This is a genomic window from Mesorhizobium sp. RCAM 05104 (genome assembly GCF_059683645.1).
The window spans coordinates 6071865-6098357 of record NZ_CM185033.1 but is presented as its reverse complement, the minus strand read 5'-3'; the positions used below and the strand labels follow the sequence as shown (position 1 = coordinate 6098357).

The 26493-nt window shown below is 63.5% G+C and carries 27 protein-coding genes; 6 read left to right on the top strand and 21 right to left on the bottom strand.

What is annotated here, in order from left to right; translation table 11 throughout:
• Window positions 1-7: 7 nt before the first annotated feature.
• From AC56QP_RS29930 to AC56QP_RS29900, 7 genes are all read right to left on the bottom strand, one after another.
• Window positions 8-922: a sugar phosphate isomerase/epimerase family protein gene (locus AC56QP_RS29930; protein WP_489862208.1), complete on the bottom strand. Its 915-nt coding sequence runs from the start codon at window positions 920-922 to the stop codon at window positions 8-10.
• Between the two features lie 35 nt (window positions 923-957).
• Window positions 958-2046, bottom strand: a complete 1089-nt coding sequence (locus AC56QP_RS29925; protein WP_489862209.1) for a Gfo/Idh/MocA family protein — start codon at window positions 2044-2046, stop codon at window positions 958-960.
• A gap of 35 nt (window positions 2047-2081) precedes the next feature.
• Window positions 2082-3158 carry an ABC transporter ATP-binding protein gene (locus tag AC56QP_RS29920; RefSeq protein WP_489862210.1) on the bottom strand — a complete coding sequence of 359 codons (1077 nt, stop codon included), beginning with the start codon at window positions 3156-3158 and terminating at the stop codon, window positions 2082-2084.
• Between the two features lie 3 nt (window positions 3159-3161).
• Entirely contained in the window at window positions 3162-4253 is a 1092-nt protein-coding gene (locus tag AC56QP_RS29915; RefSeq protein WP_489862211.1) for an ABC transporter ATP-binding protein, read from the bottom strand.
• Window positions 4250-5209, bottom strand: a complete 960-nt coding sequence (locus AC56QP_RS29910) for a carbohydrate ABC transporter permease (RefSeq protein ID WP_489862212.1) — start codon at window positions 5207-5209, stop codon at window positions 4250-4252. The genes AC56QP_RS29915 and AC56QP_RS29910 overlap by 4 nt, the downstream gene beginning before the upstream one ends.
• A complete protein-coding gene (locus AC56QP_RS29905) occupies window positions 5206-6066 on the bottom strand; it encodes a carbohydrate ABC transporter permease (protein WP_489862213.1) in 861 nt (286 codons plus the stop codon). The genes AC56QP_RS29910 and AC56QP_RS29905 overlap by 4 nt, the downstream gene beginning before the upstream one ends.
• A gap of 82 nt (window positions 6067-6148) precedes the next feature.
• Window positions 6149-7762, bottom strand: coding sequence for an extracellular solute-binding protein (locus AC56QP_RS29900; RefSeq protein ID WP_489862214.1), 1614 nt, complete (start codon window positions 7760-7762; stop codon window positions 6149-6151).
• Window positions 7763-8097: 335 nt separating this feature from the next.
• Between AC56QP_RS29900 and AC56QP_RS29895 the strand changes: the two genes are divergently transcribed.
• Window positions 8098-9126, top strand: a complete 1029-nt coding sequence (locus AC56QP_RS29895) for a LacI family DNA-binding transcriptional regulator (RefSeq protein WP_489862215.1) — start codon at window positions 8098-8100, stop codon at window positions 9124-9126.
• Between the two features lie 9 nt (window positions 9127-9135).
• On the opposite strand, the gene AC56QP_RS29890 is transcribed toward AC56QP_RS29895, so the two are convergent.
• The gene (locus tag AC56QP_RS29890) at window positions 9136-10089 is read right to left on the bottom strand and encodes a heme/hemin ABC transporter substrate-binding protein (protein ID WP_489862216.1); all 954 of its coding nucleotides are present in this window, start codon (window positions 10087-10089) and stop codon (window positions 9136-9138) included.
• 183 nt (window positions 10090-10272) lie between these two features.
• Between AC56QP_RS29890 and AC56QP_RS29885 the strand changes: the two genes are divergently transcribed.
• Both AC56QP_RS29885 and AC56QP_RS29880 read left to right on the top strand, forming a co-directional pair.
• Complete coding sequence (locus AC56QP_RS29885) at window positions 10273-12396, top strand: TonB-dependent hemoglobin/transferrin/lactoferrin family receptor (protein ID WP_497109002.1); 2124 nt, start codon at window positions 10273-10275, stop codon at window positions 12394-12396.
• Between the two features lie 2 nt (window positions 12397-12398).
• Complete coding sequence (locus AC56QP_RS29880; RefSeq protein WP_489862218.1) at window positions 12399-13484, top strand: SIP domain-containing protein; 1086 nt, start codon at window positions 12399-12401, stop codon at window positions 13482-13484.
• On the opposite strand, the gene AC56QP_RS29875 is transcribed toward AC56QP_RS29880, so the two are convergent.
• The 10 genes from AC56QP_RS29875 to AC56QP_RS29830 all read right to left on the bottom strand — a co-directional run bounded on the left by AC56QP_RS29875 (window position 13445) and on the right by AC56QP_RS29830 (window position 22382).
• Window positions 13445-13918, bottom strand: a complete 474-nt coding sequence (locus tag AC56QP_RS29875; RefSeq protein ID WP_489862219.1) for an aconitase X swivel domain-containing protein — start codon at window positions 13916-13918, stop codon at window positions 13445-13447. The genes AC56QP_RS29880 and AC56QP_RS29875 overlap by 40 nt on opposite strands.
• Window positions 13915-15165: an aconitase X gene (locus AC56QP_RS29870; RefSeq protein WP_489862220.1), complete on the bottom strand. Its 1251-nt coding sequence runs from the start codon at window positions 15163-15165 to the stop codon at window positions 13915-13917. Before AC56QP_RS29870 ends, AC56QP_RS29875 begins: the two co-directional genes overlap by 4 nt.
• Window positions 15166-15237: 72 nt before the next feature.
• Window positions 15238-16305, bottom strand: a complete 1068-nt coding sequence (locus tag AC56QP_RS29865; RefSeq protein WP_489862221.1) for an ABC transporter ATP-binding protein — start codon at window positions 16303-16305, stop codon at window positions 15238-15240.
• Window positions 16305-17093: an ABC transporter permease gene (locus AC56QP_RS29860; protein WP_489862222.1), complete on the bottom strand. Its 789-nt coding sequence runs from the start codon at window positions 17091-17093 to the stop codon at window positions 16305-16307. Before AC56QP_RS29860 ends, AC56QP_RS29865 begins: the two co-directional genes overlap by 1 nt.
• Window positions 17093-17962, bottom strand: a complete 870-nt coding sequence (locus AC56QP_RS29855; RefSeq protein WP_489862223.1) for an ABC transporter permease — start codon at window positions 17960-17962, stop codon at window positions 17093-17095. The genes AC56QP_RS29860 and AC56QP_RS29855 overlap by 1 nt, the downstream gene beginning before the upstream one ends.
• A gap of 67 nt (window positions 17963-18029) precedes the next feature.
• The gene (locus AC56QP_RS29850; protein ID WP_489862224.1) at window positions 18030-19091 is read right to left on the bottom strand and encodes an ABC transporter substrate-binding protein; all 1062 of its coding nucleotides are present in this window, start codon (window positions 19089-19091) and stop codon (window positions 18030-18032) included.
• 39 nt (window positions 19092-19130) lie between these two features.
• A complete protein-coding gene (locus AC56QP_RS29845) occupies window positions 19131-20114 on the bottom strand; it encodes a PfkB family carbohydrate kinase (RefSeq protein ID WP_489862225.1) in 984 nt (327 codons plus the stop codon).
• Window positions 20111-21151, bottom strand: coding sequence for an ADP-ribosylglycohydrolase family protein (locus tag AC56QP_RS29840; RefSeq protein ID WP_489862226.1), 1041 nt, complete (start codon window positions 21149-21151; stop codon window positions 20111-20113). Before AC56QP_RS29840 ends, AC56QP_RS29845 begins: the two co-directional genes overlap by 4 nt.
• 3 nt (window positions 21152-21154) lie before the next feature.
• The gene (locus tag AC56QP_RS29835; protein WP_256753534.1) at window positions 21155-21880 is read right to left on the bottom strand and encodes a GntR family transcriptional regulator; all 726 of its coding nucleotides are present in this window, start codon (window positions 21878-21880) and stop codon (window positions 21155-21157) included.
• Window positions 21881-22091: 211 nt separating this feature from the next.
• Entirely contained in the window at window positions 22092-22382 is a 291-nt protein-coding gene (locus AC56QP_RS29830; RefSeq protein ID WP_497100943.1) for a DUF982 domain-containing protein, read from the bottom strand.
• A gap of 71 nt (window positions 22383-22453) precedes the next feature.
• On the opposite strand from AC56QP_RS29830, the gene AC56QP_RS29825 reads away from it, so the two are divergent.
• The 3 genes from AC56QP_RS29825 to AC56QP_RS29815 all read left to right on the top strand — a co-directional run bounded on the left by AC56QP_RS29825 (window position 22454) and on the right by AC56QP_RS29815 (window position 24480).
• Window positions 22454-22711: a hypothetical protein gene (locus tag AC56QP_RS29825; protein ID WP_489862228.1), complete on the top strand. Its 258-nt coding sequence runs from the start codon at window positions 22454-22456 to the stop codon at window positions 22709-22711.
• Window positions 22712-22926: 215 nt separating this feature from the next.
• Window positions 22927-23220 carry a hypothetical protein gene (locus AC56QP_RS29820; RefSeq protein ID WP_489862229.1) on the top strand — a complete coding sequence of 98 codons (294 nt, stop codon included), beginning with the start codon at window positions 22927-22929 and terminating at the stop codon, window positions 23218-23220.
• Window positions 23221-23409: 189 nt separating this feature from the next.
• Complete coding sequence (locus AC56QP_RS29815) at window positions 23410-24480, top strand: sensor histidine kinase (protein WP_489862230.1); 1071 nt, start codon at window positions 23410-23412, stop codon at window positions 24478-24480.
• A 172-nt stretch (window positions 24481-24652) separates the two neighbouring features.
• Here AC56QP_RS29815 and AC56QP_RS29810 read toward each other — a convergent pair whose 3' ends face one another.
• The 3 genes from AC56QP_RS29810 to AC56QP_RS29800 form a co-directional block, all read right to left on the bottom strand.
• On the bottom strand, window positions 24653-24826 hold the full coding sequence (locus AC56QP_RS29810; RefSeq protein ID WP_489862231.1) for a hypothetical protein: 174 nt from the start codon (window positions 24824-24826) through the stop codon (window positions 24653-24655).
• A gap of 275 nt (window positions 24827-25101) precedes the next feature.
• Window positions 25102-25266 (bottom strand): DUF3309 family protein, encoded by a 165-nt coding sequence (locus AC56QP_RS29805; protein ID WP_091581271.1) that lies wholly within the window; start codon window positions 25264-25266, stop codon window positions 25102-25104.
• Between the two features lie 302 nt (window positions 25267-25568).
• Window positions 25569-26357 carry a methyltransferase family protein gene (locus AC56QP_RS29800; RefSeq protein WP_489862232.1) on the bottom strand — a complete coding sequence of 263 codons (789 nt, stop codon included), beginning with the start codon at window positions 26355-26357 and terminating at the stop codon, window positions 25569-25571.
• Window positions 26358-26493: the final 136 nt, after the last annotated feature.

The window sequence follows — 26493 nt, the reverse complement described above, 5'->3', positions numbered from 1 at the left end:
CCGGCCATCACAGGCCGTTGGCGCGGAACTTCCCGTCGAGGAATTTCTTGGCGCGCGGCACGTCGTCTTCCGACAGATGCTCGATGATGACCGGGATGTTCGGATGCTTCTGCGCCAGCCGCTGGAGATAGAGATCGTAATTCAGCGAGCCGAGGCCAGGTGCCGGCAGTTCGATCTCGCCGACACCGCGGAAGGTGTGGCTTTCCAGCGCGTCCTCGTCGCCGATATCGGCGTGCTTCTCGGACTTGTCGCCGCCCGAGCGCTTGACGTCCTTGGCGTGCGCGATCTTGATCTTGTCGGTCAGCGTGTCGAACACCTGGTTGAGGATCTGGTCCATCTTGTCGATGTTGTGCGTCTCGAAATAGTTGGTCGGATCCATCAACAGGCCGAGGCCGGGATGGTCGACCTGCGCGAACATCTTCACCGTCTCCTCGACCGAACCGACGACGTTGTTGACATAGGTCTCGAGCAGGAACACCGCGCCGTGATCATAGGCGGTCTGGGCGAGGTCGGCGATCACCTTGCGGCATTCCTCGAACCCTTCCTCGGTCTTGTTCTTGGGGTGATGCACCCAGTCGGATTCGGTGTTGTAGGTGCCGGTCTCCGAGATCACGTAAGGCGAGCCGAAATGGCGGGCGTAACGGATGATTTCCTTCAGATAGCCGACGCGCTTGTCGCGCTCGGCCTTGTCGGGATGGATGATGTTGGTGTAGCCCGACACGCAGCAAACCGGCAGGTTGTTGTCACGGAAGACGTCGCGGACCTTCTTCGCCTTGTCCTTGGTGATCTGGCCGGCCGACAGGTCGACATCCTTGAAGTGCAGGTCGAGCTGCACCGTGTTGAAACCGAGCCCGCGGATCTTCTTCGCCGTCTCTTCGAGACCGTACGGGAAATAGCCCGTGAAAATACCTGCCTGCATCATGGTGTGAATTCCTCCCTGTAAGCGATTCAGTTGATTCAGTTTGTCGAGATTTCAGAAAGCCTGACCGTGCGGCCCTCCTCGATCGAGCGGTAACCCGCCTCCACGAGCGCCATGGTCTTGACGTTGTCGGCGACCGACAGCGCCGGCGGCGTGCCGGTCTTCACCGCGTGCTGGAGCTGCTCCATCACGCCAATGAAGGCATGCGGGAACCACATCGTGTCCCAGCTGGGCGTCACCCATTTGCCGTCGGTGGTCTCGGTCGAGGCGTAGGTCAGCGTCGAGGCGGAACCCGTCGGCCAGCCGATCGTGCCCTTGGCGACGCCCTTGGTGCCGTCGACGCGCCAATTGATATGCTGGTCGTCCTTGTAGCCGTCCTGGCGCGGGCCGGACCACACATCCTCCAGCGACACGGCGAGCACGCCGGACGGGAAGCGCAGCGTCGAGACGGTGATGCCGTCGGAATGGTCGAATTTCGTGCGCGGATCCTTGCGCGTCAGCGTCGTGATTTCATCCGGGTCGCCGAACAGGAAACGCAGCACGTCGAGATGGTGCACGCTCATATTGGCGAGCGTCAGCCGGTCGTAATCCTCGAGGAAGGCCTGCCAGTGCGGGATGGCGTGCATGTCGATCTGCGCGAAGACAATGTCGCCAAGCGCACCGCTGTCGATGATCTGCTTCAGCACGCGCATCGACTGGTCGTAGCGCATGTTCTGGTTGACGGAGAGGATCTTGCCGGCCTTCGCCGCCTCGTCACGCAGCTTGACCGCTTCCTCGACCGACAGCGCCAATGGCTTCTGCGCCAGGATCGCCTTGATGTGCTTCTGCTTCAGCGCATGGCGGATCAACGCCGGCTGCTGATCGGGCGGAAAGGCAAGGTCGATGATCTCGACATTGGTGTCCTCGATCAGCCGTTCCGGCGTGTCGTGCACGATCGGGATGCCCCAGCGCGTGGCCACCTTCTGTGCATTCGCCCTGGTGCGCGAGGCAATCGCCACCACCGGGAAGCCCGCTTCCTTGTAGGCAGCGAGATGGCACTCGGCCATGATCATGCCGGCGCCGACGCAACCGATCCTGTATTCTTTCGTGCGGACCTTCACGTCCGGCTCGAAGCCTTTGCCTGCCATGTTATCCTCCCGAAACTCTTTCCTCGCGGCCGCAATCATCGTGCCAGCGCTCCCCCGCTCTGTCCGAAATAATGCACTCTGGCCGGCTCGCAGGATATCGCCACCATTGCATCGGGCCTGATGTCGGGCTGGCCGCGCAACAGCGCCTTCAGCCGTGCCTGCCCGGCTTCGAGGGTCACCACGGTGTAGCCACCGAGCGGCTCGACCTCGAACACTCGCGCCGGGCGGCCTGACACCCCGTCAGCCCCGCCCCCCTCCGCCCACGGTCTGACCTTGATGTCTTCCGGCCTGAGCCCGATCTCGACGGCATCGGCGGGAGCCGTCTTGTCTGCAATGCGGATCGTGCCTTCGGCGGCCTCGACGCCGCCCTCGCCGCGCGCCGATTTCAATATGTTCATCATCGGCGAGCCGAGCAGCCGCGCCACATAGGTGCTGGCCGGGCGGTCGTAGATCTCGGCCGGAGCTCCGATCTGCCTGATCCTGCCATGCTCCAGGATGGCAATGCGGTCGGCAACCGACATCGCCTCTTCCTGGTCATGCGTGACATAGATCAGCGTCTTGCCGAGTTCGCGCTGGATGCGCTTCAACTCGACCCGCGTCTCCTCGCGCAGCCTGGCGTCGAGCGCCGAGATCGGATCGTCCATCAGATACGCATTGGGATCGCGCACCAGCGCACGCGCGATCGCCACGCGCTGCCGCTCGCCGCCCGAAAGCTGCGCCGGCGGCTTGTGCAGGATGTGGCCTATATGCAGCTTCGCCGCGACATCGGCGACCCGCTTGCCGATCGCGGCCTCGGCGACCCCGCGTTCGACCAGGGGGAAGCGCACATTGTCGAGTGCGCTCATATGCGGGAACAGCGCCAGGTTCTGGAACACCATGGCGACGTTGCGCTCGGCCGGCGACACCGTGTTGACCAGCTTGCCACCGATCAGGATGTCTCCGGTATCCGGCGTCTCCAGCCCGAGCACCAGGCGCAGGATTGTCGACTTGCCCGACAGCGGCGGCCCGAAGAAGCAGAAGAACTCGTTGTCGTTGACCGTGAACGAGGCGTCGTCGACGGCGAGCGTGCCGCCGTAGCGCTTGGTCACATTGCGAAAGACGATATCAGCCATGCCTCAACCCGCCTTCATCGCAACGCCGGTAGCGGCATCGAAGATACGCACCGACGACGCGGCGGGCGCGACAACGGCGATGTCGCCGATCGCCAGTCCGACGTCATTGTCGAACACCGTCTTCACAGCAGCCTCGCCCTGGCCGAGATGAACGATGGTGCGTGCACCGATCCGTTCGACGAAGCTGACCTGCATGGCGAGGCCCTGCCCATCTTGCACCAGCGAGGCCTGTTCCGGCCGAAATCCGTAAAGCACGTCGCCGCGCGCGCAACGCAGTGCGGCCGCGAGTGCGCCCGGCAGCGGCGGCGTGACGCCCAGGGGTCCGAGATCGACGACCACCCCCCGGTCGCTCTCCGCCGGCCTGCCCTTGAGAAGATTCATGCCGGGCGCGCCGATGAAGCGCGCGACGAAGACATTGGCCGGATCGTTGTAGACCTCGAGTGGCGTGCCGACCTGTTGCAGTACGCCATGGTCCATGACCGCGATGCGATCGGCCATGGTCATCGCCTCGAGCTGGTCGTGGGTGACGTAGACCATGGTCTGGCGGAACTGGCGCTGCAACTGTTTCAGCTCGGTGCGCATGACAGCCCGGAAGGCGGCATCGACATTGGAGAGCGGTTCATCGAGCAGGAAGATCGCCGGCTCCATGATCGCCGAACGGCCGATCGCCACGCGCTGCAAGATGTTGACCGACAGCCGGTCGGCCTTGCGGTCGAGCAGCCGCGTCAGTTGCAGCATTTCGGCGATGGCGCCGACACGGCGGTCGATCTCGGCTTTCGCCGCGCCGTGCATCCTCGGTCCGTAGGCGAGGTTCTGGCGCACCGTCATATGGGTGAAGATGGCATAGTTCTGGAAGACGAAGCCGACACCGCGCCGCCCCATCGGCACGCCTGCCATGTCGCGTTCGCCGAACAGGATCCTGCCGTCGGTCGGCTCCTCCATGCCGGCGATCATGTTCATAGTCGTCGACTTGCCGCAGCCCGACGGCCCGAGCAGCGCCATGAACTCGCCGTCGTCGATGGCCAGGTCCATCGTCTTCAGCGCGGTGAAATCGCCGAATTTCTTGACCAGGTTCTGCAGGTGGATCGCGCTCATGCCGGCACCTGCCCTGCCCGCGCCATGCGTTTCATCGCGAAAACGGCGATGATGGACAGCACGATCAGTATGGCCAGCGCGATCGCCGCCACATAGCCCCAGATCAGGTCCTGCGTGGTGAGCTTGTAGATGTAGACGGAGATGGTCTCGGTGGCGACACCGGGGCCGCCGCCGGTCATGATGTAGAGCGTGTCGAAGATCTTGAAGTTCTCGATCACCCTGATCGCCAGGGCGATGATGATGATGGTCTTCATCTTCGGCAGCACGATGGTGACGAAGCGTTGCCAGGGATTGGCGCCGAGCAGCGTCGCCGCCTTGATCTGGTCCTCCGGCACGCCGACCAGGCCGGCAAGCAGGATGAGGAACATCAGCGGTGTCCATTGCCAGATGTCGGCGACCATGACGGCGATCAGCGCCAGCGTCGGGTCCGACAGCCAGGCGATGGTGACTGGAGAACCGGTGAGCGACGACAGGATGTCGTTCACCGGGCCACCCGACTGGAACAGCATGAAGAACATGTAGCCGGCCACCGCCGGCACCACCATCATCGGCATCAGCAGGATCGAATAGAAGATACGCTTGCCCGGAAAATCGTCTGCAAACAGCGTCGCCAGCGCCAGGCCAAGCAGGAGTTCCGCCGGCACGCAGACGACCATGACGATGGCAGTCCGCTTCAGCGCGCTCCAGAAGCGCGCGTCGGCGGCAAGGTCGGTGTAGTTGGCGAAACTGTTCCACATCTCCCAGGCATTCCACCAGCCGAGCCCCGAAAGCGGCGACCAGTCGGTGACGCTGATGTAGAGCTGCATCAACAGCGGGAAGGCCGAGATGAACAGGACGAGGATCTGCGCCGGCAGCGTCAGCCGGAAGCCGAGCCTAGCGCCCTCGTCACGCGGAGCCGGTCTTGCCTGGACGGCTTTCATCACGTCCTCCGAAATCGTCCCAGTCACCGCGCTCATTGCTTGAGCGCCCCGAAGGTCAGCCCTCGCACCAGATGGCGCTGGATGGCGATGCCCATGATGACTGGCGGCACGGCGGCGATCAGGCCGAGCGCTGCCTTGGCGCCGTAGAGCTGTCCGGTCATCGAGGATGACAGCGAGGCCATGTAGACGGGGATCGTCACCCATTCGCGCGTCGTTAACAGCAGCGCGATCAGATAGTCCGACCAGTTGAGGATGAAGACGAAGAGCGCGGCACTGGCCAGCGGCGCGCGCATCATCGGCAGCGTGATGCGGGTGAAGACGCGCAACCGCGAACAGCCCTCGACCAGGGCCGCCTCCTCGATCTCGCGCGGCATGTCGTCGAAGAAGGTCTTCATCAGCCAGAAGGCGAAAGGCAGGGTGACGATGCCGTAGATCAGCGACAGCCCCCACCAGCTGTCGGTGAAATTGAGGAACGACCACATGATCATCACCGGGATCATGACCGCCATCGGCGGAAACAGCCTGAGCTGGATCAGCGCCAGCGGCAGGTTCTGGCCGGAGCCGAAGCGCGACAGCCCGTAAGCCGCGGCCGTACCAGCCGACATGGCGATTGCCGTTCCGAACACCGCCGACAGCAGCGATGAGAGGATCGGCTTCAGCGCCGTGCGGTCGAGCGCGACGATCAGATTGTTGGTCGACTCGCCGAAGACGAAGCGGAAATTGCTGAGCGTCGGGTTCTTCGGCCACCATGTCAGGTCGGCCCCGGTCGCCGACCATTCGGCGATCGGCTTGAAGGCCATCGACACCATCCACAGGATCGGCACCAGCGTCACCGCCATCGCCGCGAGGATCGCGGCGTAGCGGAAAATCTCGAAGGGGATGGAACGCTTCATCTGGCTGCTTTTGCTGGTGGCGTCGGTTGCGGAGGGGAAGAGCAGGTGCTCCTCCCCTCCGGCTCTGATCCAGGGAGACGGATCAGCTGATCGGATCGAGAACGGTCGGCCAGGCCTCCTTGTTGGTCTTGATGGCTTCGAGAAGCTTGTCCTCGCCGATGCGCCGGGCGATCTTCTTCCACTCGGTCTCGGTGTCGGCCATGGCCTGCTCTGATGTCTTCGCCTTGGTCAGCGAGGCCATGAGGTTTTCGTCCAACGCATTGTGGAAGGCGGTGGCGCCGGGATAGTTGATGGTCGGCACCGTGCGGGCGACCGTCTCGCGCACAATGTCCATGTGGTAGGCGTGGTAGGTCTGGCGCACCAGCGGATCGGAGAAATCCGAAAGCCGGAATGGATCCAGATAGCCGCCTGGGTTGGCGCTCATCCAGGCGTAGATGCGGGCGGAGCCCAGCCATTGCAGCAGGAGGTAGGCGACCTCCTGGTTTTTCGACTGCGACGAGACCATGCCGGTCAGCGAGAACCACAGCACGGAACGGCTGATCAGCTTGCCGTCGATCTCGCGGCCGGGCGGCAGCATCGAGCCGATCTTGCCGGTGACAGCCGAATCCTTGTTGCCGGCATTGTCGAGGAACTTCGGCAGGTTGGAGAAGGCGCAGGTCATCGCCGCCCCGCCCTTGGCGAAATTGCCATACTGTTCCGGCCAGCCCCACGAGATCGCGTCCGGCGAATGGTGCGCGAGCGACGCGACATATTCGTTGGTGGCGGCGATGCCTTGCTCGGAATTGATCAGCGGCTTGCCGTCATCGCCAAACAGGAACTGGTTGGGCGAAGCCATGGAGACGTAGCGCTGATACCAGTTGGTGTAGCCCCAGCCCTGGTTGCGCAGGTCGGTGGAGCCGAACAGGCCCTTGTCCGGGCGCTGGAAGAAGGCGGCGATATCGCCGTGCTGCTTCCAGGTTTTCGGCGGCGCCAGGTCGTAGCCGTACTTGTCCTTGAAGGCCTTCTTCTCGGCTTCGTCGCCGAACAGGTCGGTGCGGTAGACCCAGGTCTGGAAGTCGCCATCCAGAGACACGCCATAGTTGGAGCCGCGATATTTGTTGAGCAGCGACACGCCCTTGGCGCCGTCGACATAGCCGTTCTGGGGATCGTCCCATTCCGGCTTGTATTGCGCGACAAAGTCGTCGAGCTTGGCGATGCCGCCGGTCTCGGCGAGGTCGCCGAGGCGGTTCCATTCGGTCGAGTAGATGTCGTAGGCCCCACCCTTGGTGGAGATGTCCTGCATCGTCTTGGTGAATTCCTGGCCGTTCGGCAGGCCGACGATTTCGATCGGAATGCCGGTCTCCTTTTCCCACAGATCCTTGATCGACAGCGCGCCGGCCGGAAACGGCTGCGTCAGCTGGCCGATCGAGCCATCCGAAAGACCGAGCACGATCTTGGCTGGTGCCTTGCCGGCCCCCTTCAATGCCTTGGCGGCCTCGATGGCGCGGCCTTCCGGTGTGTCGGCGCCGTACTGGTAGCGCTCGGCTCCGTCGAAGCCCGTCGGGCCGCCGATCATGCCTGGCGCCAGCGCGTCCGCCGCATAGGCGCGGCTGGGACGAATGAATTTCGGTGCAATGCCTGCGGCAGCCATGATGACGGCCGCCTTTCCTCCGGACGCCAACAAGCGGCGCCGCGACATGCGGATCAAATTGGACATTGGAACTCCTCCCTCAGGGCCACGTTTCCTCCACGACCCTATGAGGGATATTGACGGCAGCACGGTAAGGCTGTCAACATCATAAATAATCAAAACACATCACAACATTGCACGAAGGCGAGGAAATGCATCGTACCGCGGTCCACACGCCACTCCTGATGCCTCGATTTGATGGGAAACTCCCCCTCCAAACCCCGCTCATTCCTGTCGGACGAATTGATTTAGCCCCGCAGCTTGCACATCGGCCAAGGCCGGATACATCATTTCCCATCAGAATCGCGGATGGCTCGGAAGCCGTCGCCAGACGACCTGACGCATACAGGAGATGAAAGACGGTGCGGTCCACCCTGACTGACATAGCCCGGGAAGCTGGTGTCTCACCCGCCACGGTCGATCGTGTGCTCAACAACCGCCCCGGCGTTCGGGCGCGCACGCGTGAAATCGTGCTCGAAATGGCGCAGCGGCTTGGCTACATCGCCGAGAGCCCGAACGGAGCGCCGCCCAGGCCCTTGCCAGGCGACATCATCCGGCTCGATTTCGCGCTGCCCGCCGGCACCAATTCCTTTATCAAGATGCTGCACCGCCAGATCGAGGCGCAGGCCCTTGCGCGCCCCGACCTCGATGTGCACATCGCCACCATAGAGGGCTTCAATCCCGACCGGCTCGCCCGTTTGCTGCAGGACCTGCGCGGACAGACGCAAGGCGTCGGCGTCATCGCGCTCGACCATCCGACGGTGCGCGAGGCGATCCGGTCGTTGTCGGCCAACGATATCAAGGTGGTGACCATCGCCTCCGACATCCTGCATGTGCCGAGGGTCGCCTATATCGGCATCGACAACCGCGCCGCCGGCCGCCTCGCCGGCTATCTGCTCAACCGCTTCATGGGATCAGGGCGTCCGGGCAAGGTGGCGCTGTTCGCCGGCTCGCTTTCCTATCGCGGCCACGAAGAACGCGAGATGGGGTTCCGCCATATCCTGACCGAGGAATCGCCCAATCTGCAGATCGTCGAGATGCGCGAAATGCTCGACGACCGCGAGAAGGCCTATTCGGAGGCGTCCGCCCTTCTGGAACGGCACCCGGATCTTGCCGCGATCTACAATGTCGGCGCCGGCAACACCGGCATCGCCCGCGCGCTCAAGGAGCGCGGCCGCGCGCAGTCCATGGTTTTCCTCGGCCATGAGGTGACTGAAGGCACCAAGGATCTTCTGCTCGACGGCACGCTCGACGCGGTCATCGACCAGAACCCGCGCGTCGAGGCGCGCGAGGCGCTCAACACCTTGACCCATGCGGTCAGGGGGCTGCCCTACGAATTGCACCAGCCAAGGCTGCAGGTGATCTTCAAGGAGAACATTCCGGAGATCTGATGGGCGGGCCTAGTCGGGGCGTTCCGTTTCCGGATAAAGCGCCTTCGCCAGATCGCGGATTGCGTCGGCGGTGCGTGGGCCGAAGCCAATCATGTAGGCGCCGTCGAGCACGATCAGTGCCTTGTTTGCCGCCGCCGGCGTTGCCGCCAGTGCACGGTTGCCGAACACCTGCTCGGGCGTCGGTCCACCCTTGCCGTCGCTCATCATCAGGATCACGTCAGGCGCCATCTCGATCAGCTTTTCCTCCGACGCCGCCTTGTAGCCCTCGACCACATCCATCGGGTTGAGGCCACCGGCATAGCGGATAATGGCATTGGCCGAGGTGCCGGCGCCGGCGGCGCTCAACTTCTCGAGACCATGGAAGAACACCACCTTTCTGCGCCGTTCCGGCGGGATTCTTGCAGCCAGATCGGCGGCCGCCTGAAAGGCTGTCAGCACCTCGGCGGAAACAGTCCTGCCCTTTTCCTCGAGCCCCAGGCTGGCAGCGATTAGCGCGATCTTGCGCTCGATGCCTTGCGGGCTGTTGTCCTGCGGGATGAAGACGATCGGGAATGCCAGCGACTTCAGCACCTCAAGCGCTTCGGGCGGCCCGCTATCCTCGGCCGCCAGGATCAGATCGGGACGCAGTTCGGCCAGCCCCTCGACCGAAAGCTGGCGGCGATAGCCGACATTGGGCTTCGCAGTCACCGATGGCGGATACTTGCTGCCCCGGTCGACGGCAATGATCCGTTCGCCGGCACCGAGCGCATGGACGATCTCGGTGACGTCGGAGCCAAGCGTCAGGATTCTGGCTGCCGCTCCCGGCGCGACGGTTCGGCCCAGCGCGTCGACAACACTTTCACCGGCCAGGGCCTTGAAGCCGCAGGAAGGCGCCAGCACCGACAGCGCCAGAAGCAGCATCGCTGCGATCCTGCCTGGCTGGAACCAACCGATCCGCCTGCCCTCACCCACACTCCCGACCATGCTTCTGCTCCTGTCCAATTGCCTTTTCGATGAAGATGTCGGGCCTATAAATTTAAAGTTGACTTATGTCATCATGTTTTAATATGTGAGCCTGGTCCCGGCCACTTGGGTCGAGGGATTCCATCATGCCAGCCAAGGCCCGTTCAGCCATCGCCAGCAGTTTTGCTTTTGCTTGGGGGCTGCATGACAACGACAACAAACACGACCTTGATGGCGAGCACGGCGCTTGCCTTCGTGCTCGGCCTGTGCGCGGCGCCACAGGCCGGCGCGCAGGAGCCGGAAAAGAAGGGGGCGACCGCCAAGACCGCCCGCCTGACACCAGCCACTGCCGGGCAGAACCAGCCTGCAACGGTGCTCGACCTCATCACCATCTCGGCGACGATGATCAAGACCGCCGTCATCGAATCGATGGCCGCCATCAGCGCCGTCGATTCTGACGAGCTCGACCGCATCCAACCAGACACCGCCGCCGACATCTTCCGCACCACGCCTGGCGTCGCCGCCTCGATGAACGGCGACGACCCCGCGACAGCCATCAACATTCGCGGCCTGGAACAGTATGGCCGCGTCGTCGTGACGCTCGACGGCGCCCGCCAGGATTACTGGCGCGTTGGCCACGGTTCAGGCTCGTTCTACGTGGAGCCGGACCTGATCAAGGAAGCCACCGTCATTCGCGGCCCGGTGTCGAATGCCTATGGTTCGGGCGGCATTGGCGGCGTCGTCTCCTTCGAGACCAAGGATGCCGGCGATTTCCTCAAGAAGGACGAGCGCTGGGCGCTGAGCGAGAAGCTCGGCTACGAGGACAATGGCGACGGCTTCACCACCAGCACCACCGGCGCTTACCGCTTCAGCGACGATGCCGACATCATCGGCAACCTCGTCTATCGCGACCGCGACAGCTACACCGACGGCAATGGTGAAACCGTGCCCTGGACCGGCGAGCGGGTGACCAGCGGCTATTTGAAGACGACGCTGCGCCCGGCCGACGGCCACGAGCTGAAGCTCGGCGCCATCCTGCAGCGCTACAACGACCAGATCACCGGCTCGAGTGGCTCGACCTCGCCGACGCTGAGCCGCTACGATACCAACACCACCAACCAGACCTACACGGCCGCCTACACTTGGAAGCCTGACGACAACCAGCTGATCGACCTCAGCGCCAATGCCTACCACAACCGCACCCGAGCCGAGCAGACGCAGGTCTGGCCCACCTCGGCGATCGGCAATTTCCGCTTCTACGACGTCGCCACGTCGGGCTTCAATGTAAAGAACTCCTCGCGCTTCGACGCCTGGGGGTTAGCCCATACGCTGACTTACGGGTTCGACTATTACTATCTCGAGGCGTCCTCGGAAGCCGCGCATTTCGGCGCCGGCGAGCAGCAGGGCTATGGCGGCTTCCTGCAATGGCAAGGCGACTATGAGACCTGGCTGCAGGTGATCACGGCCCTGCGCTATGACGGCTACCAGCTCGACGGCGAGACCCGCTCCGTGCCGCCGGAACAGGCGTCGATCTCCGGCGACCGCTGGTCGCCGCGCCTGACCGTCGGTGTCACGCCCTTCGAAGGCTTCCAGCTCTACGGCACCTACTCCGAAGGCTACCGGGCACCGGGCCTGCAGGATGTCTTCCGTGGCGGCGGCGCGCATGGCGGCTCCGACAGCTACCGGCCCAATCTCCTGCTGCAGCCCGAGACGGCAAAGAACTGGGAGGCCGGCATCAACGTGAAATACGACGATGTGCTGACGGCGGGCGACCGGCTGCGCGCCAAACTCAACGTCTTCCACACCGATGTCGAGGACTATATCGACGTCGATCTCACCGTCCTGCCGCGCACGGCGATCAACATCGGCGACGCGCGTCTGAAGGGCGTCGAGGCCGAGATGGTCTATGACTACGGCTGCGGTTTCGTGAATCTCGCCGGCGCGCTGATAAACGCCAAGGTCATCAGCGGCGTCTATGCCGGTCAGGCGCTCAACAACACGCCGCTCGACCGTTTCTCGGTCACGCTCGGGTTCCGCATGCTGGAGGATCAGCTCACAGTCGGTGCGCAATATCTCAGCGTCGGCAAGATCACCCGCACCAGCCGCAGCAATCCCGACGCCGTGCCGGTCGTCGATGACGGTTTCGATCTGGTCAACGTCTTCGCCAACTGGCGCATCAACGACAACGCCAGGCTCGATTTCGGTGTCGATAACGTCTTCAACACCGCCTACACCGACCCGCAAAGCGCATGGTCAACCACGGCGGCTACCGAACAAGGCAAGGGCCGCACCTTCAAGGTGGCCCTCACAGGCAGGATCGGAGGCTGACAATGAGCGAGGCATCGGCGAGCGAACTGACCTGCGAGGCGCGTCTCGACCTGCGGCACCTGCCCGACTACATGGACCGCATCAGCGACAGGCTGCGGAGTTTCGAGGCCGATGCTTCGCACCATGGGCAGCGCATCGATTTCCGCTTCGCCTTCGGCGGCGCCTCCTTCGACATGGAGCGTCTGGTGATGCGGGCCAACGCCACCGACCGAGACGGCCTCGCCCGCATCAAGGACCTGCTCGCTACGGCGGTGGAGGTGTATGCCAGGGAGGAAAACCCCGAGATCGTCTGGACCGGCGATCTCGCCGGCGAGACCCGCCTCGCCCAGTTCCGCGAGATGGTGGTGACCGATGTTCGCCACCTCACCCCACATATGCGCCGCATCCGCCTGGCGGGCGACGATCTCACCCGCTTCGCCAAGTTCGGCGGCATGCATATCCGCATGCTGTTCCCAACCGGGGAAGTGCCCGACCCGCTGTGGCCGAGGCTCGGCGGCAATGGCTTGCCGGTGTGGCCTGCCGCCGACCGGCGGCCGGTGGCGCGCGTCTACACCATCCGCGCGCTCGATGCGGACAAGGGCATCATCGATGTCGACTTCCTCGTCCATCCCGGCGAGAGCGTCGGCTCGGCCTGGGCCATGCGGGCGGCACCCGGCATGAAGGTCGGTATCATGGGGCCAGTCGGCCGCCCGGTGCGACCAGCACAATGGTATGTCATGGGCGCCGACGAAACCGGCCTGCCGGCGCTGGCGCGGCTGCTGGAAACGCTGCCCGCGCAAACCAAGGGCCTTGCCTTCGTCGAAATCGCCGATCATGCCGAAAGGCAGGAGATCGCTAACGCCACCGGCATCGAGCTGCACTGGCTTACAAGGGACGGCGCGCCGGTAGGCGAGGACAAGCTGCTGGCCGAGGCCGTTCGCTCGGTGGCGTGGCCGCAGAGCGGGTCGGCCTTCGGCTGGTTCGCGGCCGAAGCCGCCGCCGCGAAGATCGTGCGCGAGCACTGGCGCGACACGCTGGGGCTTGGCCGCGATCAAACGCTCGCCGCTGCCTACTGGCGACGCGGCTCCGCGGGATTGATGGCTGGCTGAACGCCGACGGTCGCCCGGCCACCCTCGCCTGAGCTGATTGTGATCCGGTCGCCGGAGGCGATGCTCGAAATATCGCACACCACCAGCGGCATATGAATATTGTAGAGAAACTCGGCGACGATGGCGCCCACAGCCAGGATCGGGTCCGGCCGTTCCATCAGGATGGCTGCCGGCGCGGTGCCCCTGCGGATCGCCTCGGCCAGAACCGAGGATGAGGACGACGAACCGCGCCCGCTCGGCATGACCAGGATGCTGCCGGCGACATTCTGGCCAAGGTCCGGATGCGAATGATCGATGACGTCGCCGGTCTCCGCATCTATGCCGCCCCAGAAGCTAAGCGCCTGCGAAAACACCAGGGCCTGTCCTGCGGCTTCCCCGGCCAGTTGGAAAGTGCCGGTCCGTTCGACGGACTTTGTTTCCACCGGCTGCGTCATGAGGCGCTCCGCATGACATGTCCGACTGCCGCGGAGCGGATGCAATCCTTCATCTCGGCGAAGGCGACGGACACGCCGATATTGCCCGGCGCGTAGTGCGCCCATTTGCCGGAATTGGTCATCACCACCCCGTCGAGACGCTCGAGGATCGACGTGACATAGGTGCAGGTGTCGGCGACGGGGATGAGGCCGAATGCTTCCATGCCGGTTAGCGCGCCCTCCTCCTGCAGCCGGGTCAGCGTCGCGCGCCCAGTGTTGACGTATATCGGGATGCCCCTGCCCGGAGCGACCGCGCGCAGCAACGGCAACAGGCGCATCCATTCCTCATGCGAGAAATGCGGCGTCCCGAGCGACACGGCCGCCAACGGCACGCCATCCGGCACGGTCGACAGCCTGGCCAGCGCATGGTCGATGTCGGCGCGGGTGACGCGGACCGTTTCCTCCGGAGCGTGGCCATCAAACGCTTCATCGAGCGTCCTCGCCTCGGGCGTGATGCCGACCGCATGGAACAACGCCACCGCGCCGGTCGTTGCCGCCGCCGCCCCCAGCGCCTTCAACTGGTCTTCGTCGCGGGGCCGAGGCAGGCCTGAGATCACCGGAATGCGGTCGCCGCTGGCTTGCCCGATGATCAGCCCGACGCCGACGAACAGGCTGTCACTTGGCTCCGGCTCGGGAACGGCCAGCTCGAACAAAATCCGCCCGCGCCGGTTGCCGCTTAGATGCAGGCCCCAGGCCGGCGCCCGTCCGGTCATGGCGCAGCACAGATCGATGAAATCGCCATAGCGGTTGGTGCGCGCGCCGATCACGGAATTGGCAAAGACGATGGCGTTGGATTCACCCCAGGCGATCTGCTGGCCGAAGCTTGGCCGGAACCGCGTCTGGTAGGGCGCGCAGGTGAAGGTCGCCTGGCAGCCGAGCTCCATATGCGCCGTCATCAGCCGCCGCGCCGGCGCCTCTTCCACCGCCGGCATCTTCACCATGCCGGGATGGATGAGGTCGAACGAGCCGACATTGAGCGTCGTCGGCACCTGCACGCGGCCACCGCCCTCGACCAGCCGCTCGACGAAATCAAGCCCTGCCTTGCCATGGTAAAGGCAGCCATCGATGTGGGAGCCGGAAATATCGAGCAGGCTGCCTGCCCCGACCGCATTGGAAAACGCGACCAGGATTTTCATCGCGGCGGCAGCCGACGAACCTTGTTCGCCGTCGAGCATGGATCGGTCTCGCGCACTCAGTTCCAAGGTCATCGGTATGCTCCGGCTTGTGCCCGGTTATGCTGTCCCTGATTGCGAACAGTCTGGCAAGAGCCGGCGTGAGCATCAGCCCGCCGCGATCAGCACCGTGCTATCCGGCGACCAGCGCAGCACCACGTCCTGCCCCTCCGCCAGCCTGTCAGCGCCGGTATTCTGCACGATCACCTTCAGCGTCTGGCCGGCACGCTCGACAAAATAGGTGCTGTTGTTGCCGGCGAAGATGCGCTTCGACACTTGCCCCTTCAGCATGTTGGCGTTGGCCGTATCCGGAGCCCCGGCATCGGTGGCGATGCGGATGCGTTCGGGGCGCACGGCGCAGCTCGCTTTGGCGCCGGCGGCAAGCTTGGCACCCGCTCCAGCTGCAATCGCGGTGCCGTCCGGCAGGCGAATGCCGTTGCCCGTCGTGTCGCCGCGAAAGATGTTGGCGTCGCCAAGGAAGGTGGCGGCGAACTCGCTCTTTGGCCGGTCGTAGATCTCCTCCGGGGGCCCTTCCTGCACCAGCCTGCCATCGCGCAATATGCCGATGCGGTCGCTCATCGTCAGCGCCTCTTCCTGGTCGTGGGTGACGAAGATCGTGGTGATGCCGATCTCGCGCTGGATGCGTTTCAGTTCGATCTGCATGTCGACGCGCAGCGCCTTGTCGAGCGCGCCGAGCGGCTCGTCGAGCAAAAGCACGCGCGGCTTGGTGACGATGGCGCGGGCGAGTGCGACGCGCTGGCGCTGGCCGCCGGACAGTTGATGCGGGCGGCGGGCACCGAGCTTGCCGAGTTGCACGAGGTCGAGCGCACGTTGCACTTCCGTCGCAATCACTGCCTTGGTCTCACCACGCACCGAAAGGCCGAAGGCGACATTGTCGGCGACGCTCATATTGGGGAACAGCGCATAGTTCTGGAACACCATGCCGATGCGCCGCTTCTCGACCGGCACCCGCTCGACGCTCTCGCCGCCGATCGCGATGCGACCAGAGTCGGGAAAATCGAAACCGGCGATCTGGCGCAGCAGCGTGGTCTTGCCGCTGCCCGACGGCCCGAGCAGCGCATAGAAGCCGCCATCGTCGAAATCGATGGAGACATCGTCCAGTGCCTTGTGCGCGCCAAAGCTGCGGGAGACATTCGATACCTGCACGCCGGCCATTATTTCTCTCCGCCGAATTTGAAGAACCGCGCCGTGAGCAGCATCAGCGCCATCGACACGACGATGATGATCGTCGAGACCGCATTGATCTCGGGCGTGAAACCCTTGCGGATCGCGGCATAGATTTCGACCGGCAGCGTCGTCTGGCCCGGCGTCGCCAGGAAGTAGGAGACGACGAACTGGTCGAACGATACGGCGAACGCAAACAGCCCGCCGGCGATGACGCCGGGCATGATCCAGGGCAGCGTGACGCGGTTCGTCACTTGCCACTGGTTGGCGCCGAGCGAGCGCGCCGCCTCTTCAAGCTCCGGCGCGAAGGTCTGCAGCCGGGCCGAGACGACGACGATGACATAGGGCAAGGCCAGCGCGACATGACCGAGCAGGATGGCGAACAGGCCGCGCCCGATGCCGACGCCGAAGAAGAAGATCAGCATTGCCGTGCCGGTGATCAGCCACGGAATGGCGATCGGCGGAAACAACAGCGCCTGCAGGAATTTCTTGCCACGGAACTCAGAGCGATAGAGCGCCAGCGACGCCGCCGAACCGAGGACGGTGCAGATGATGGTGGTGATGACGGCGATTTCGAGGCTGTTCCAGGTGGCGGAGATCAGCTGGTCGTTCTGCCACAGCGAGGCGTACCATTCCGTCGTCCATTCGAACGGCAATTGGTAGAAAGGCGAGACGTTGAACGACATCAGCGCCATGATGATGATCGGCAGATAGAGGAAGGCGAGCAGCAGCCAGATGTAGAGGCGGCCGAGCCATTCGAGGATGCGCGTCGTCATCATCAGGCAGCCCTCCGCAGCACCGGCGCCGCCAGCGCCAGGATGACCAGCACGACGGCCAGCAGGATGAAGGAGAGCGCGGCACCGAGCGGCCAGTTGAACACCGCGACGAACTGGTCCTCGATGACCGTGCCGTAAAAGGTGCCGGTGCGCCCGCCAAGGATGCGCGGCTCCATGAACGAGCCGACGACAGGTACGAAGATGAGCGCCGCGCCCGCCACCAGCCCCGGCATCGACAGCGGGATGATCACCCGCTTCAGCACCTGCAGCCGCGAGGCGCCGAGCGAGCGCCCCGCCTCGATCAGCGAGTCGTCGATCGCCTGCAGGGTGAGGTAGCAGGTCAGCACCATGTAGGGCACATAGGAGTGCACCAGCCCGATGATGACGGCCGGATAGGAATACATCAGATCAATGTTGATCTTGAACGGCAGCACCGCGTTGAGTGCCGTGTCGAGAATGCCGCCTTCACGCAGCACCATCGCCCAGGAGAAGATGCGCACCAGCCCGTTCGACCAGAACGGCAGGATGACAAGCAGAAAGATCGCCTCGCGGCTACGGCCCTTCAACACCTTGGCGAGCACATAAGCAGCGGGATAGCCGATGACGATGCACCACAAAGTCACTTCGAGGCCAAGCCGCAGCGAGGCCAGGAGCAGCGTCAGATAAAGGCCCTGCGAGAAGAAGGCGGCGTAGTTGCCGAGCGTGAACGCCCAGGGCTTTCCCGACAGCGGCAGCTCGGTCATGAAGGAGAAGAACACCATGGCCGACAATGGCAGGAAGATCGCCACCGTCAGCCAGAGATAGGCGGGTGCCAGCAGCGGTAGTGCCGATCTCAGCCCGCCGCGCGATGCGGTCGCACCCTGCGCTGCCATGATACCCTCCTCCCCAGGATTGGAAGAACCAGCCGGCGCGAACCGCCGGCCGGCCCGGACGTCGGCTTTACTTCACGTCGACCTTGAGCTGCTGCCAGAGCGCCAGATAGGCCTCGCGTTGCGCGTCGGTTATCGGCGCCTGGAACTGGATGCGCTTGGCAACCTCGGGATCACCCATCACCTTGCGGTTGAAGGCATCCTCGGGCAGTGCTTCCACCGCCTTGGTGTTGGCGGACACCGGAGCGCCGACTTTGGTGACCCATTCGACATAGAATTTCGGGTCGATCATGTAGTTGATGAAAGCCTCGGCGCCGGCGACATTCTTGGAGCCTGCCGGAATGGAAAAAGCGTCGAGCCAGGCGACGGCGCCTTCCTGGGGGATGACCAGCGAGACCGGCAGCTTGAAGTGCGTCTTGGCACGATCCGCCGAGCCGCTCCAGTAGGTGCCGATGTCGATCTGGTTGGAGGCGACCATCTGGTTCCAGTCGTTCTCCGAGCTCCAGAAGGTCTTGATCTGTGGCATCAGCGAGGTGAGCTTCGTCTTGACCGCGTCCATATCCTTGATGTCGTTGATGTTCTGGCCAGTGGCGATGGCACCGAACTGCACCGCCTCGACGGCGTCGTCGCGGATGACGACGCGGCCCTTGTGGGCGGGGTCCCACATTTCGGCGATGCTCGTCGGCGGCTTGTCGAACGACTTTTCGTTGATGGCAAGCGCGGTCAGGCCCCAGACCCACGGCACGCCATAGACCTTGCCGTCGTGGTCGAGCATCGGCGAGCTGGCCTTGTCCTTGCTGATGTCGGCATAGTTCGGCAGCTTGGACGTATCGATCGGCTGGATCAGCTTTTCGGCCATCGCCTGGTCGTTGAAGGCGGCATTGATCATCACGACGTCGTAGAGGCCGGGATTGGTCCGGATCTTGGTCAGCATTTCCTGTTCGGAATTGAAGAAGTCGTTGACGACCTTGTGGCCCGTCGCCTTCTCGAAGGCGGCGATGGCCCATGGTTCGTCGGCACCGTAGCCCTTCCAGTTGAGCACATGCACTTCGTCGGCCTTGGCTGCGAAGGCGAGTGCTGAGGTGAAGACGGCGGTCGCCGTCAACAGGGCAGTCAAATCAGGCATGCGCATGTTCGTTCCTCTCTTTGGTTTGCCCGCTTCCCGGGCTTGTCAGGCTGTCTGATGGGCCTTCCGGTTCTGGCCTGGCTCGCCGGTCGACGGACCGTCGGCATGGCGCAGGAATGTCTGGATCTCGTCGTCGGTCGGCGCCGATGACCCGCCGTGGCGGGTGACCGAAATAGCCGCCGCCGCATTGGCGTAGCGCGCTGCCTCGAACGGAGGCACGCCGCGCGCCAACGCACTGACGAAAGCGCCGATATGGGTGTCGCCGGCGCCATTGGTGTCGATGGCGGCGACCTCGAATCCGGAAATGGTTTGCGCGGTGCCGTCGGCCAGCCACACATGACAGCCCTTCGCGCCGGCGCGGATGATAACGCCCGCTGCCTTCGGGCAGTGGTCGGCCAGCAGCCGTGCGGCGACCGCCTCGACACCGCCCGGACCGGCGATCTCGACCGCCTCCGCCGTGTTGCAGCTCAGCCATGTCGTGCGGGCGAGCACTCGCGACAGGATCGGTCGTGGAATGTCCGATACGATCGGCGTCGGATCAAAGACGAGAGGGATTTCGGACGGCAGCGCTTCGATCCAGTCGGTCAGCGCGTCGCGGCTCCTGGGATAGCTCAGCGTGTAGCCGGAGGTGAACACCCAGTCTCCCGGCGCGACCGAGACAGGCGCCATCATGTCGAGGCTGAGCACGCTTTCCGCGCCGGGCCACGAGACGAAGGTGCGTTCGGCGTCGCTCGAGATCATGGCGACGCAATTGCCGCTGTCCATGACGGGCGATGGCGGCGTCAACGTCTCGATACCCTCGGCGGCGAAGGCAGCGCGCAGGAAATCTCCGTTCGGCCCACTGCCGAGCTGGCCGCCGAACACCACTTTCATGCCGGTGCGGGCCGCCGCGACCATCATGTTGAAGCCGCCGCCGGCGACCTGGGCGAAGCTCGATGCGGTCTTTTCCGTGCCAAGCGTCGGCAAGGCATCGATGCGGTAGACATAATCCACCACCGCGCTGCCGATATGGACGAGACGCCCGCTCATGCCGCTGCGTCCTTGCCGGACCCGGCTTTCGCCACTCTTGCCGCGACGAGGTCGGCGGCCAGCGCGCGAAGCTCAGCCAAGTCGATGCCCTTTAGCCGCGCGATATGCTGCTGCGGCAGTTGGGAAAAGCCCATGCAGGCGCCGGCCATGCCGGCCGCGATGGCGCCGATCGTGTCGGTGTCACCGCCGAGATTGGCGCTGATGACCGCCGCCTGCCACGGATTGCCGCCGGCGACTTCCAGTACCGCGAAAGCCGCGGGAACGGATTCCTGGCTGGCGACGCCGGTGCCGACCAGGTCGGTGATCAGCCGGATCGCATCCCCCGTCGCCTTGCCGCGCACGATACCCTGCGCCCAGACGATACGCGCGGCGATGTCGCCACCGGTCACCCAATGGCCGAGCGTCGCCCCTTGCCTCGCCGCCGCGACGGCGCTGTCGGAAGCGGCGCGCCAGTCACCACCGGCAACGCCACGGCTGACGGCGGCCGCGACGGCGGAGGCCGACGCAATGGCGATCGAGGTGTTGTGTGTCGCCCGGCAGGTCTCGGCGACTTTGGCGACCAGCGCGTCGAGCGGCTCCGGCGGCATCATGATGCCGACCGGCGCGATGCGCATGGCCGCGCCATTGGTATCGCCGCCGCGCCCCGCCTCTTCCGCCGGCACGCCGTTGTTGATGGCGTCGATGGCGCGTTTGGTCGACGGCCCCAGCAGATCGTAGCTGCCGCGCGCCTTGACCTCGCGCTCCCAGTCGAGCAGCGCGTTGACCCAGCGCGTGTGGTCGAAGCGCTCGCCCGATTCAACGAGAATGCGGCCGAGCAGCAGCGCCTGCTCGGTATCATCGGTAATGGTGCCGGCGAGCAGTCCCTTGGACACCGGATGATCGGCGAAGGGTGCGATGAAATCCTCGACATGTCCGTAGAGGTCGGCAATCCGGGCTGGCGACAAAAGCTGCGTCGGCATGCCGAGCGCGTCTCCCAGCGCTCCGCCGACAAGTGCGCCCATGGCGCGATCGAGCGTGTCCCTGGTGGTGTCCGGCATCGCTCAGAACCTCATATGCAGCGCGAAATGCGCCGGGTTGAGCAGGCTGGTCACATATTCGATCGGCCGATCGTCGGCGGCACGCGTCAGCCGGCGGCCGCGCAGGAACGGCGTGCCTTGCGGGCAGCCGAGAATGGCGGCGTCCTCGGCATTGAGCATTTCGATGCCGACCCATTCCTCGCCATGGTCGGGAATGAGCCCGGCGCCGCGCAGCGTCTGGTGCAGTGACCCTTCGCGCAGGCCGCGCAACGGCACGTCTTCCAGTTCGGGCGACAGTGGCAGGCGGCTGCGCTCGATGGAAATCGCGTGGCCATCGCTGGCATTGGTGCGCACCCGGTCGACAGCGATGAAGAAAGGGCTTTCGATGCCAAGCAGGGATGCCAGATCGGCGTCCTCGATGACCTCCAGTCGCAGCGTGCGGGTCTCGGCATTGGCGCCCGCATTGGCCAGCGCCCGCGACCAGCCGACCGCGTCATCGACCGGCTTGCCGTCGAAGGTGACGAAGGAGCCGATTCCGACCTTTGTGGTGATCAGCCCGCGGCTCAACAGCTCCTCAAGGCCTTTGCGCACGGTGTTGCGGCTGACGGAAAAACGCTGGACGAGCTCGTTCTCGCTTTGCAGGCGGTCGCCGAAACCGAGAACCCCGGAGCGGATTTCATGCTCCAGGACGGTAGCTATCTGCTCGGGCTTGCCCGTGCCGGGAGACAGTTGAACCGCACGCCGTTTCATATGGGTACCTGTTCAGTAAACCTGTATAGTCCTGTTCAATATATTGACATGGGTCTCGTGTCAACGGGATGCCGAGGCAGGCCAAACGAGCAGCGAACGTTGCGGAAATGCGGACAAAGCGGGTTATGCGGCCGGACGGCAAGACGCCGAAAGCCCTAACATGGTTGCCGAAAAATCCCGATCAATCAGGAGGATAGAGGCAAATCCTGAATCAGCTTGATCGAACTGGCGCAGGCATAGACACCTCACGGGGCTCGATGAGGATGTCGGCCTCGATCGCGGCATTGATGAACGCCGCGCGCGCCACCGAGGCCTCTTTCTTCCCTTCAAGCACCGCTAGGCAGGCCTTGCGAGCGACCATGTGCCTTTGCCCTGTCGCAACCGGCCACCGGTTCATCAGAATGTCGGCGGCTTGAGCGACCCTCTCCACGTTGAAGATCGTGTTCCCCGAGCGGCCGAGCGCAATCCTGACCGGCTCGTCGAAACGCTGGTCCCGCACCACCTCACCTCCCGAAATCGAACGTGCCAACCTAATTTCCGCTATTGTGATAGGTTCCGGAAAGAAGGTGCAAGATGTCCGATTCCAATGGCCAGAAAAGTCCCAAGCTGATCGTCGTGGTCGCGTTCGATCGTGGCGAGGACGGCGAATTGTTTGCGGCCTTCGGCCCTGCCGACCAGCAGAGCGAGGACCGCGCCATACGCACCGCCAGGGCTCTGGCGTCAAAACATGCCGGCGTCATCGCCTGGAGCCGCGAGGCCGACCCAACGATGGGCGAATACGGCCCGCCGAACACGCTGTTTGTCAGCGGCGACGTACCGGACATGGAGTAAAGAATCGGCGCCTGGATGCTGGCCCGCACTTAATACCGACGGCCAAGCCCGGAAATATCGCTAAAACGCCGATACTGGCTAGGCGGCGCACTAGGCCAAGCCGAAAAAATAAAATCTCGTTTTAATATTTGCTCGCTTGAAGGAACTGTTTTCTCTCGGTCCCGTTTGTTTCTAGGTCGTTTATTCCAATGACCTCCACAGAGAGGAATATCCAGATGAACTTCAAGATGCTCGCTATGGGCGCGATGGCGCTTGCAATGATGACTGGTTCGGCCCTTGCCGGCGGCAGCACCGGAACATCCGCGCTCGACGATCCGGCAAAGATGTCGCCCTTCTTCACCGACGCCGGTATGAAGACCATGAAATCCGAGGCGGAATTCAAGGCCGCCTGGATGGCCATGAAGGAAGAAGACCGTGCGGGCATGATGAAAGAATGTGGCGACGAGGCCATTGCCAAGTCCCATGACAATTTCTGCAAAATGACCAAGCAGCTCGGCGGCGCGAACTGACGCACTTCGATTTGGGCGCATGCCCGAACCAAGACAGCCGAAATAGGCGGGCCAAGTGCCCGCCTATTTTCAACGCGATGTGGAATCACATCACCGATGCCAAGCGGATTCAATTCGCGACAACGGGCGGGTAAAGGTATATGTCCACGTTTGGAGAGGCAAAACGCCGCTCGTCTGGCTTAGTGCCCCATGTTTCAACCCATCGCGAATATCGAAGACGCGCAGACGCTGGCGCAGGCCATCGTCAACACGATCACCGAGCCGTTTCTCGTCCTCGACGAGCAGTTTCGCGTGCTGGCGGCCAGCCGCTCCTTCTACAAGACATTCGAAGTCGACCCCGCGCAGACCCAGGGCTCGCTGCTCTACGCGCTCGGTGACGGTCAATGGGATATTCCCGCCCTTCGCTTGTTGCTGGAGACGATCATTCCCGAGAAGACCGCCATGGACGGTTTCGAGGTCGAGCATGATTTCCCACGGATTGGCCGCCGCACCATGCTGCTCAATGCCCGCAAGGTGCTTTACGACCATAGTTCAGCCATCACCATCCTTCTGGCCTTCAACGACATAACCGCCCGTCGTGTCATTGAGCGGGAAAAGGAAGATCTGCTCAAGCGTACCGAAGATCTGCTCCACCAGAAAGACGTCCTGCTGCGCGAAATGGAGCACCGGGTTGCCAACAGCCTGCAGATCATTGCCAGCATCCTGTTGCTGAAGGCGCGCTCGGTCACGTCGGAAGAGACGCGCCAGCATCTCAAGGACGCCCATCAACGGGTTCTGTCCGTGGCCGAAGTGCAGCGCCATCTTCACACTTCGGCCGGCATCGACGAGATCGACGTTGGGTCCTACCTTTCGAAACTGTGCGGCAGCCTTGCCGCATCGATGATTGGCGAAGTCCAGCCGATCGACGTTACCGTTATCGCCGAAGGCGGCAGGATCGATTCGCAGCGCGCCGTCAGCCTCGGTCTGATCGTCACCGAACTCGTTCTGAACGCCATCAAATATGCCTTCCCCAAGGAGAAGACCGACGCCCGTATCCAGGTAACGTTCGAGACCGCGGGCAGCGATTGGAAGCTGACGGTTTCGGACAATGGCGTTGGCAAGATCGCCAATGACTTGCCGGCCACCGGCCTTGGAACGGCCATCGTCGAGGCGCTGGTGAAGCAACTGGAGGCCAAGGTGGAAGTCGTCAGCGACACCGACGGCACCAGCGTGTCGGTGACCCGGGCGACGTTTACCTCACGGGTGCCGCGGGCGGCTTGAAACCACTGCCACGATACATGCCTCCCGAGTGCTGATCTGGTTGAGGGGATGGCTGCCCAAAACCGTCGGGACTTCAGCGCATCCGGCCCTGGTAAACTGCCGCGCATTGCCAGCAGCGACCAGGCAAATTTGCAGCGTCGTCTTCCCTGGCGTTCATCCGAGTCTTTTTTGCTCAGACAGTGCGATCAATACGGCGGATGGCCTTGATGGTCTCTGCCTCCGCCACCCCAATCAGCGCATCGATTCCCTGGATCGTCTCGATATGACCGCGCGCCGCCACCATCCGTCGCAGGGCGTGAAGATCATCGCGAATTTCGCAGAGTGTTGTCCGGAGCGTCAGGGGCATTATCAGCCTTCCACAACTCAACGGTACCAACGCAAGCCGGTTCCCTCGACCGCAAAAAGCAAAGCCCGCCACGGCAAAACCGGAGCGGGCCTTGGAGGAGGACAAGGGGTGGGACCCTCTCCTCTTGTTTCCACGGGGGGTGTGGACCGCAACCACCATAAGAGATCCTTGCGGAACGCCGGATCACAAGCCGACCTGAACTCATCACAATCCGGTGCGCCGCGGTGTTGGCGCGGTCACGAGATTGCGAGCCCGGCGATGACCGGGCGGAACGGCTAGATGCGTCCGAGCACGACGAGCACGATGATGATCAGCAGCACCAGTCCAAGCCCACCGCCGCCATAATATCCGGTTCCGTAGAACGGACCGCCGCCAAGGCCACTGAACCCGCCGAGCAGTGCAATGATAAGAATGATGATTAGTATGGTGCCTAAGCTCATGGGTTTTCCCGCTCCTGTAGGCGCCGATGCGCCGGTCTCAACATCGCGCCATTCGCATGTTGCTGGGAATGAACGCTTTCAGCGCGTTAGCGTTCCGCGCGACCTGTCGGTAGCGGAATCGGCGGAAAAAACCTGATTCACGCGGAATGCCCGCCTGGAGTGGCGGGCCTTCCGATTGGCCGGATGCCAGGAGAGTGCGGTCAAAGCCCCCCGGCTGCTTCTGTACTTCCGATCCCGGTGCTCTTTTGGCCTCGGCGGCGGGCGGGCGGGCAGCAGGCGTCAGCGTTCATGCGGCCTTGTTGTCAGGCGATCCCGTAGAACAGCCTGTAGGGCACGCGATGCATGTAAGCGCGGTATTCCGGCAAGGTGGCCAGCAGGGCCTCTTCACGCAGGATGCGATACAGCTGGAGGTAAGTGATCACGGCGTAGACGGCCAAATTGTAGAAGGAAAAAGCCGACAGCAGGAACAGGATATGGCCAGCAAGGTAGCCGGCATAGATCGGGTGTCGCACCAGACGGTAGGCACCGCCGGTCATCACGCCGCGATTGGCGGGCAGGATGGCAAAGGAACGCCCCAACGATATCTTCCCCCAGATGACGAACCACAACGCCAGGAACTGCAGAGGTGCGGCGACATAAACCGGGATAATGGTGATGCCCGGCTCAAGGGTGATGAAGGCGGCGCCAAAACTGGCGATTACGGAGACGACCACGGTGAGCGGGTTCCAGTCGCGCGTCACCGGCCGCCGTGACAGCAGCAGCCAGGTGAAGGTCAACACCTCGGAAATCGCCATCAGCGCGATGTTGAGCCGGGTCGGATCCTGCACGAAGTGATACACGCCGCGGTAGACAAAGAGCGCCGCGAAAGCCAGCGCGCAGGCGCGAAAGAAGCCCTCCCGCAGGTCGATCAGGATTTCGCGCTTTCGCGCCGCGGACAAAATCTCGTCCTCATTGGCCCGCGAAAGCGTTTCACTTTTTGACAGAAGCAATGCAAGCACCCCGATGTTCCCCTCGGGCCGACCTTTGCACGCAACCATTGCCGGGCAGTTAATTGACAAGATCAGATCGGTATTAAACCGGATATATATCACCGAAACCAGGCAGGGGTTGCCTTCCTCTATTCATGCAATCTATGCGGCGTACGGGATTGGACGTTCCTGCCTTGGCAGCTTCGCGATACAAAGCTCGTCCAGTCCCTATTAAGGGCCGCCTCAGCGTCATCGTCCG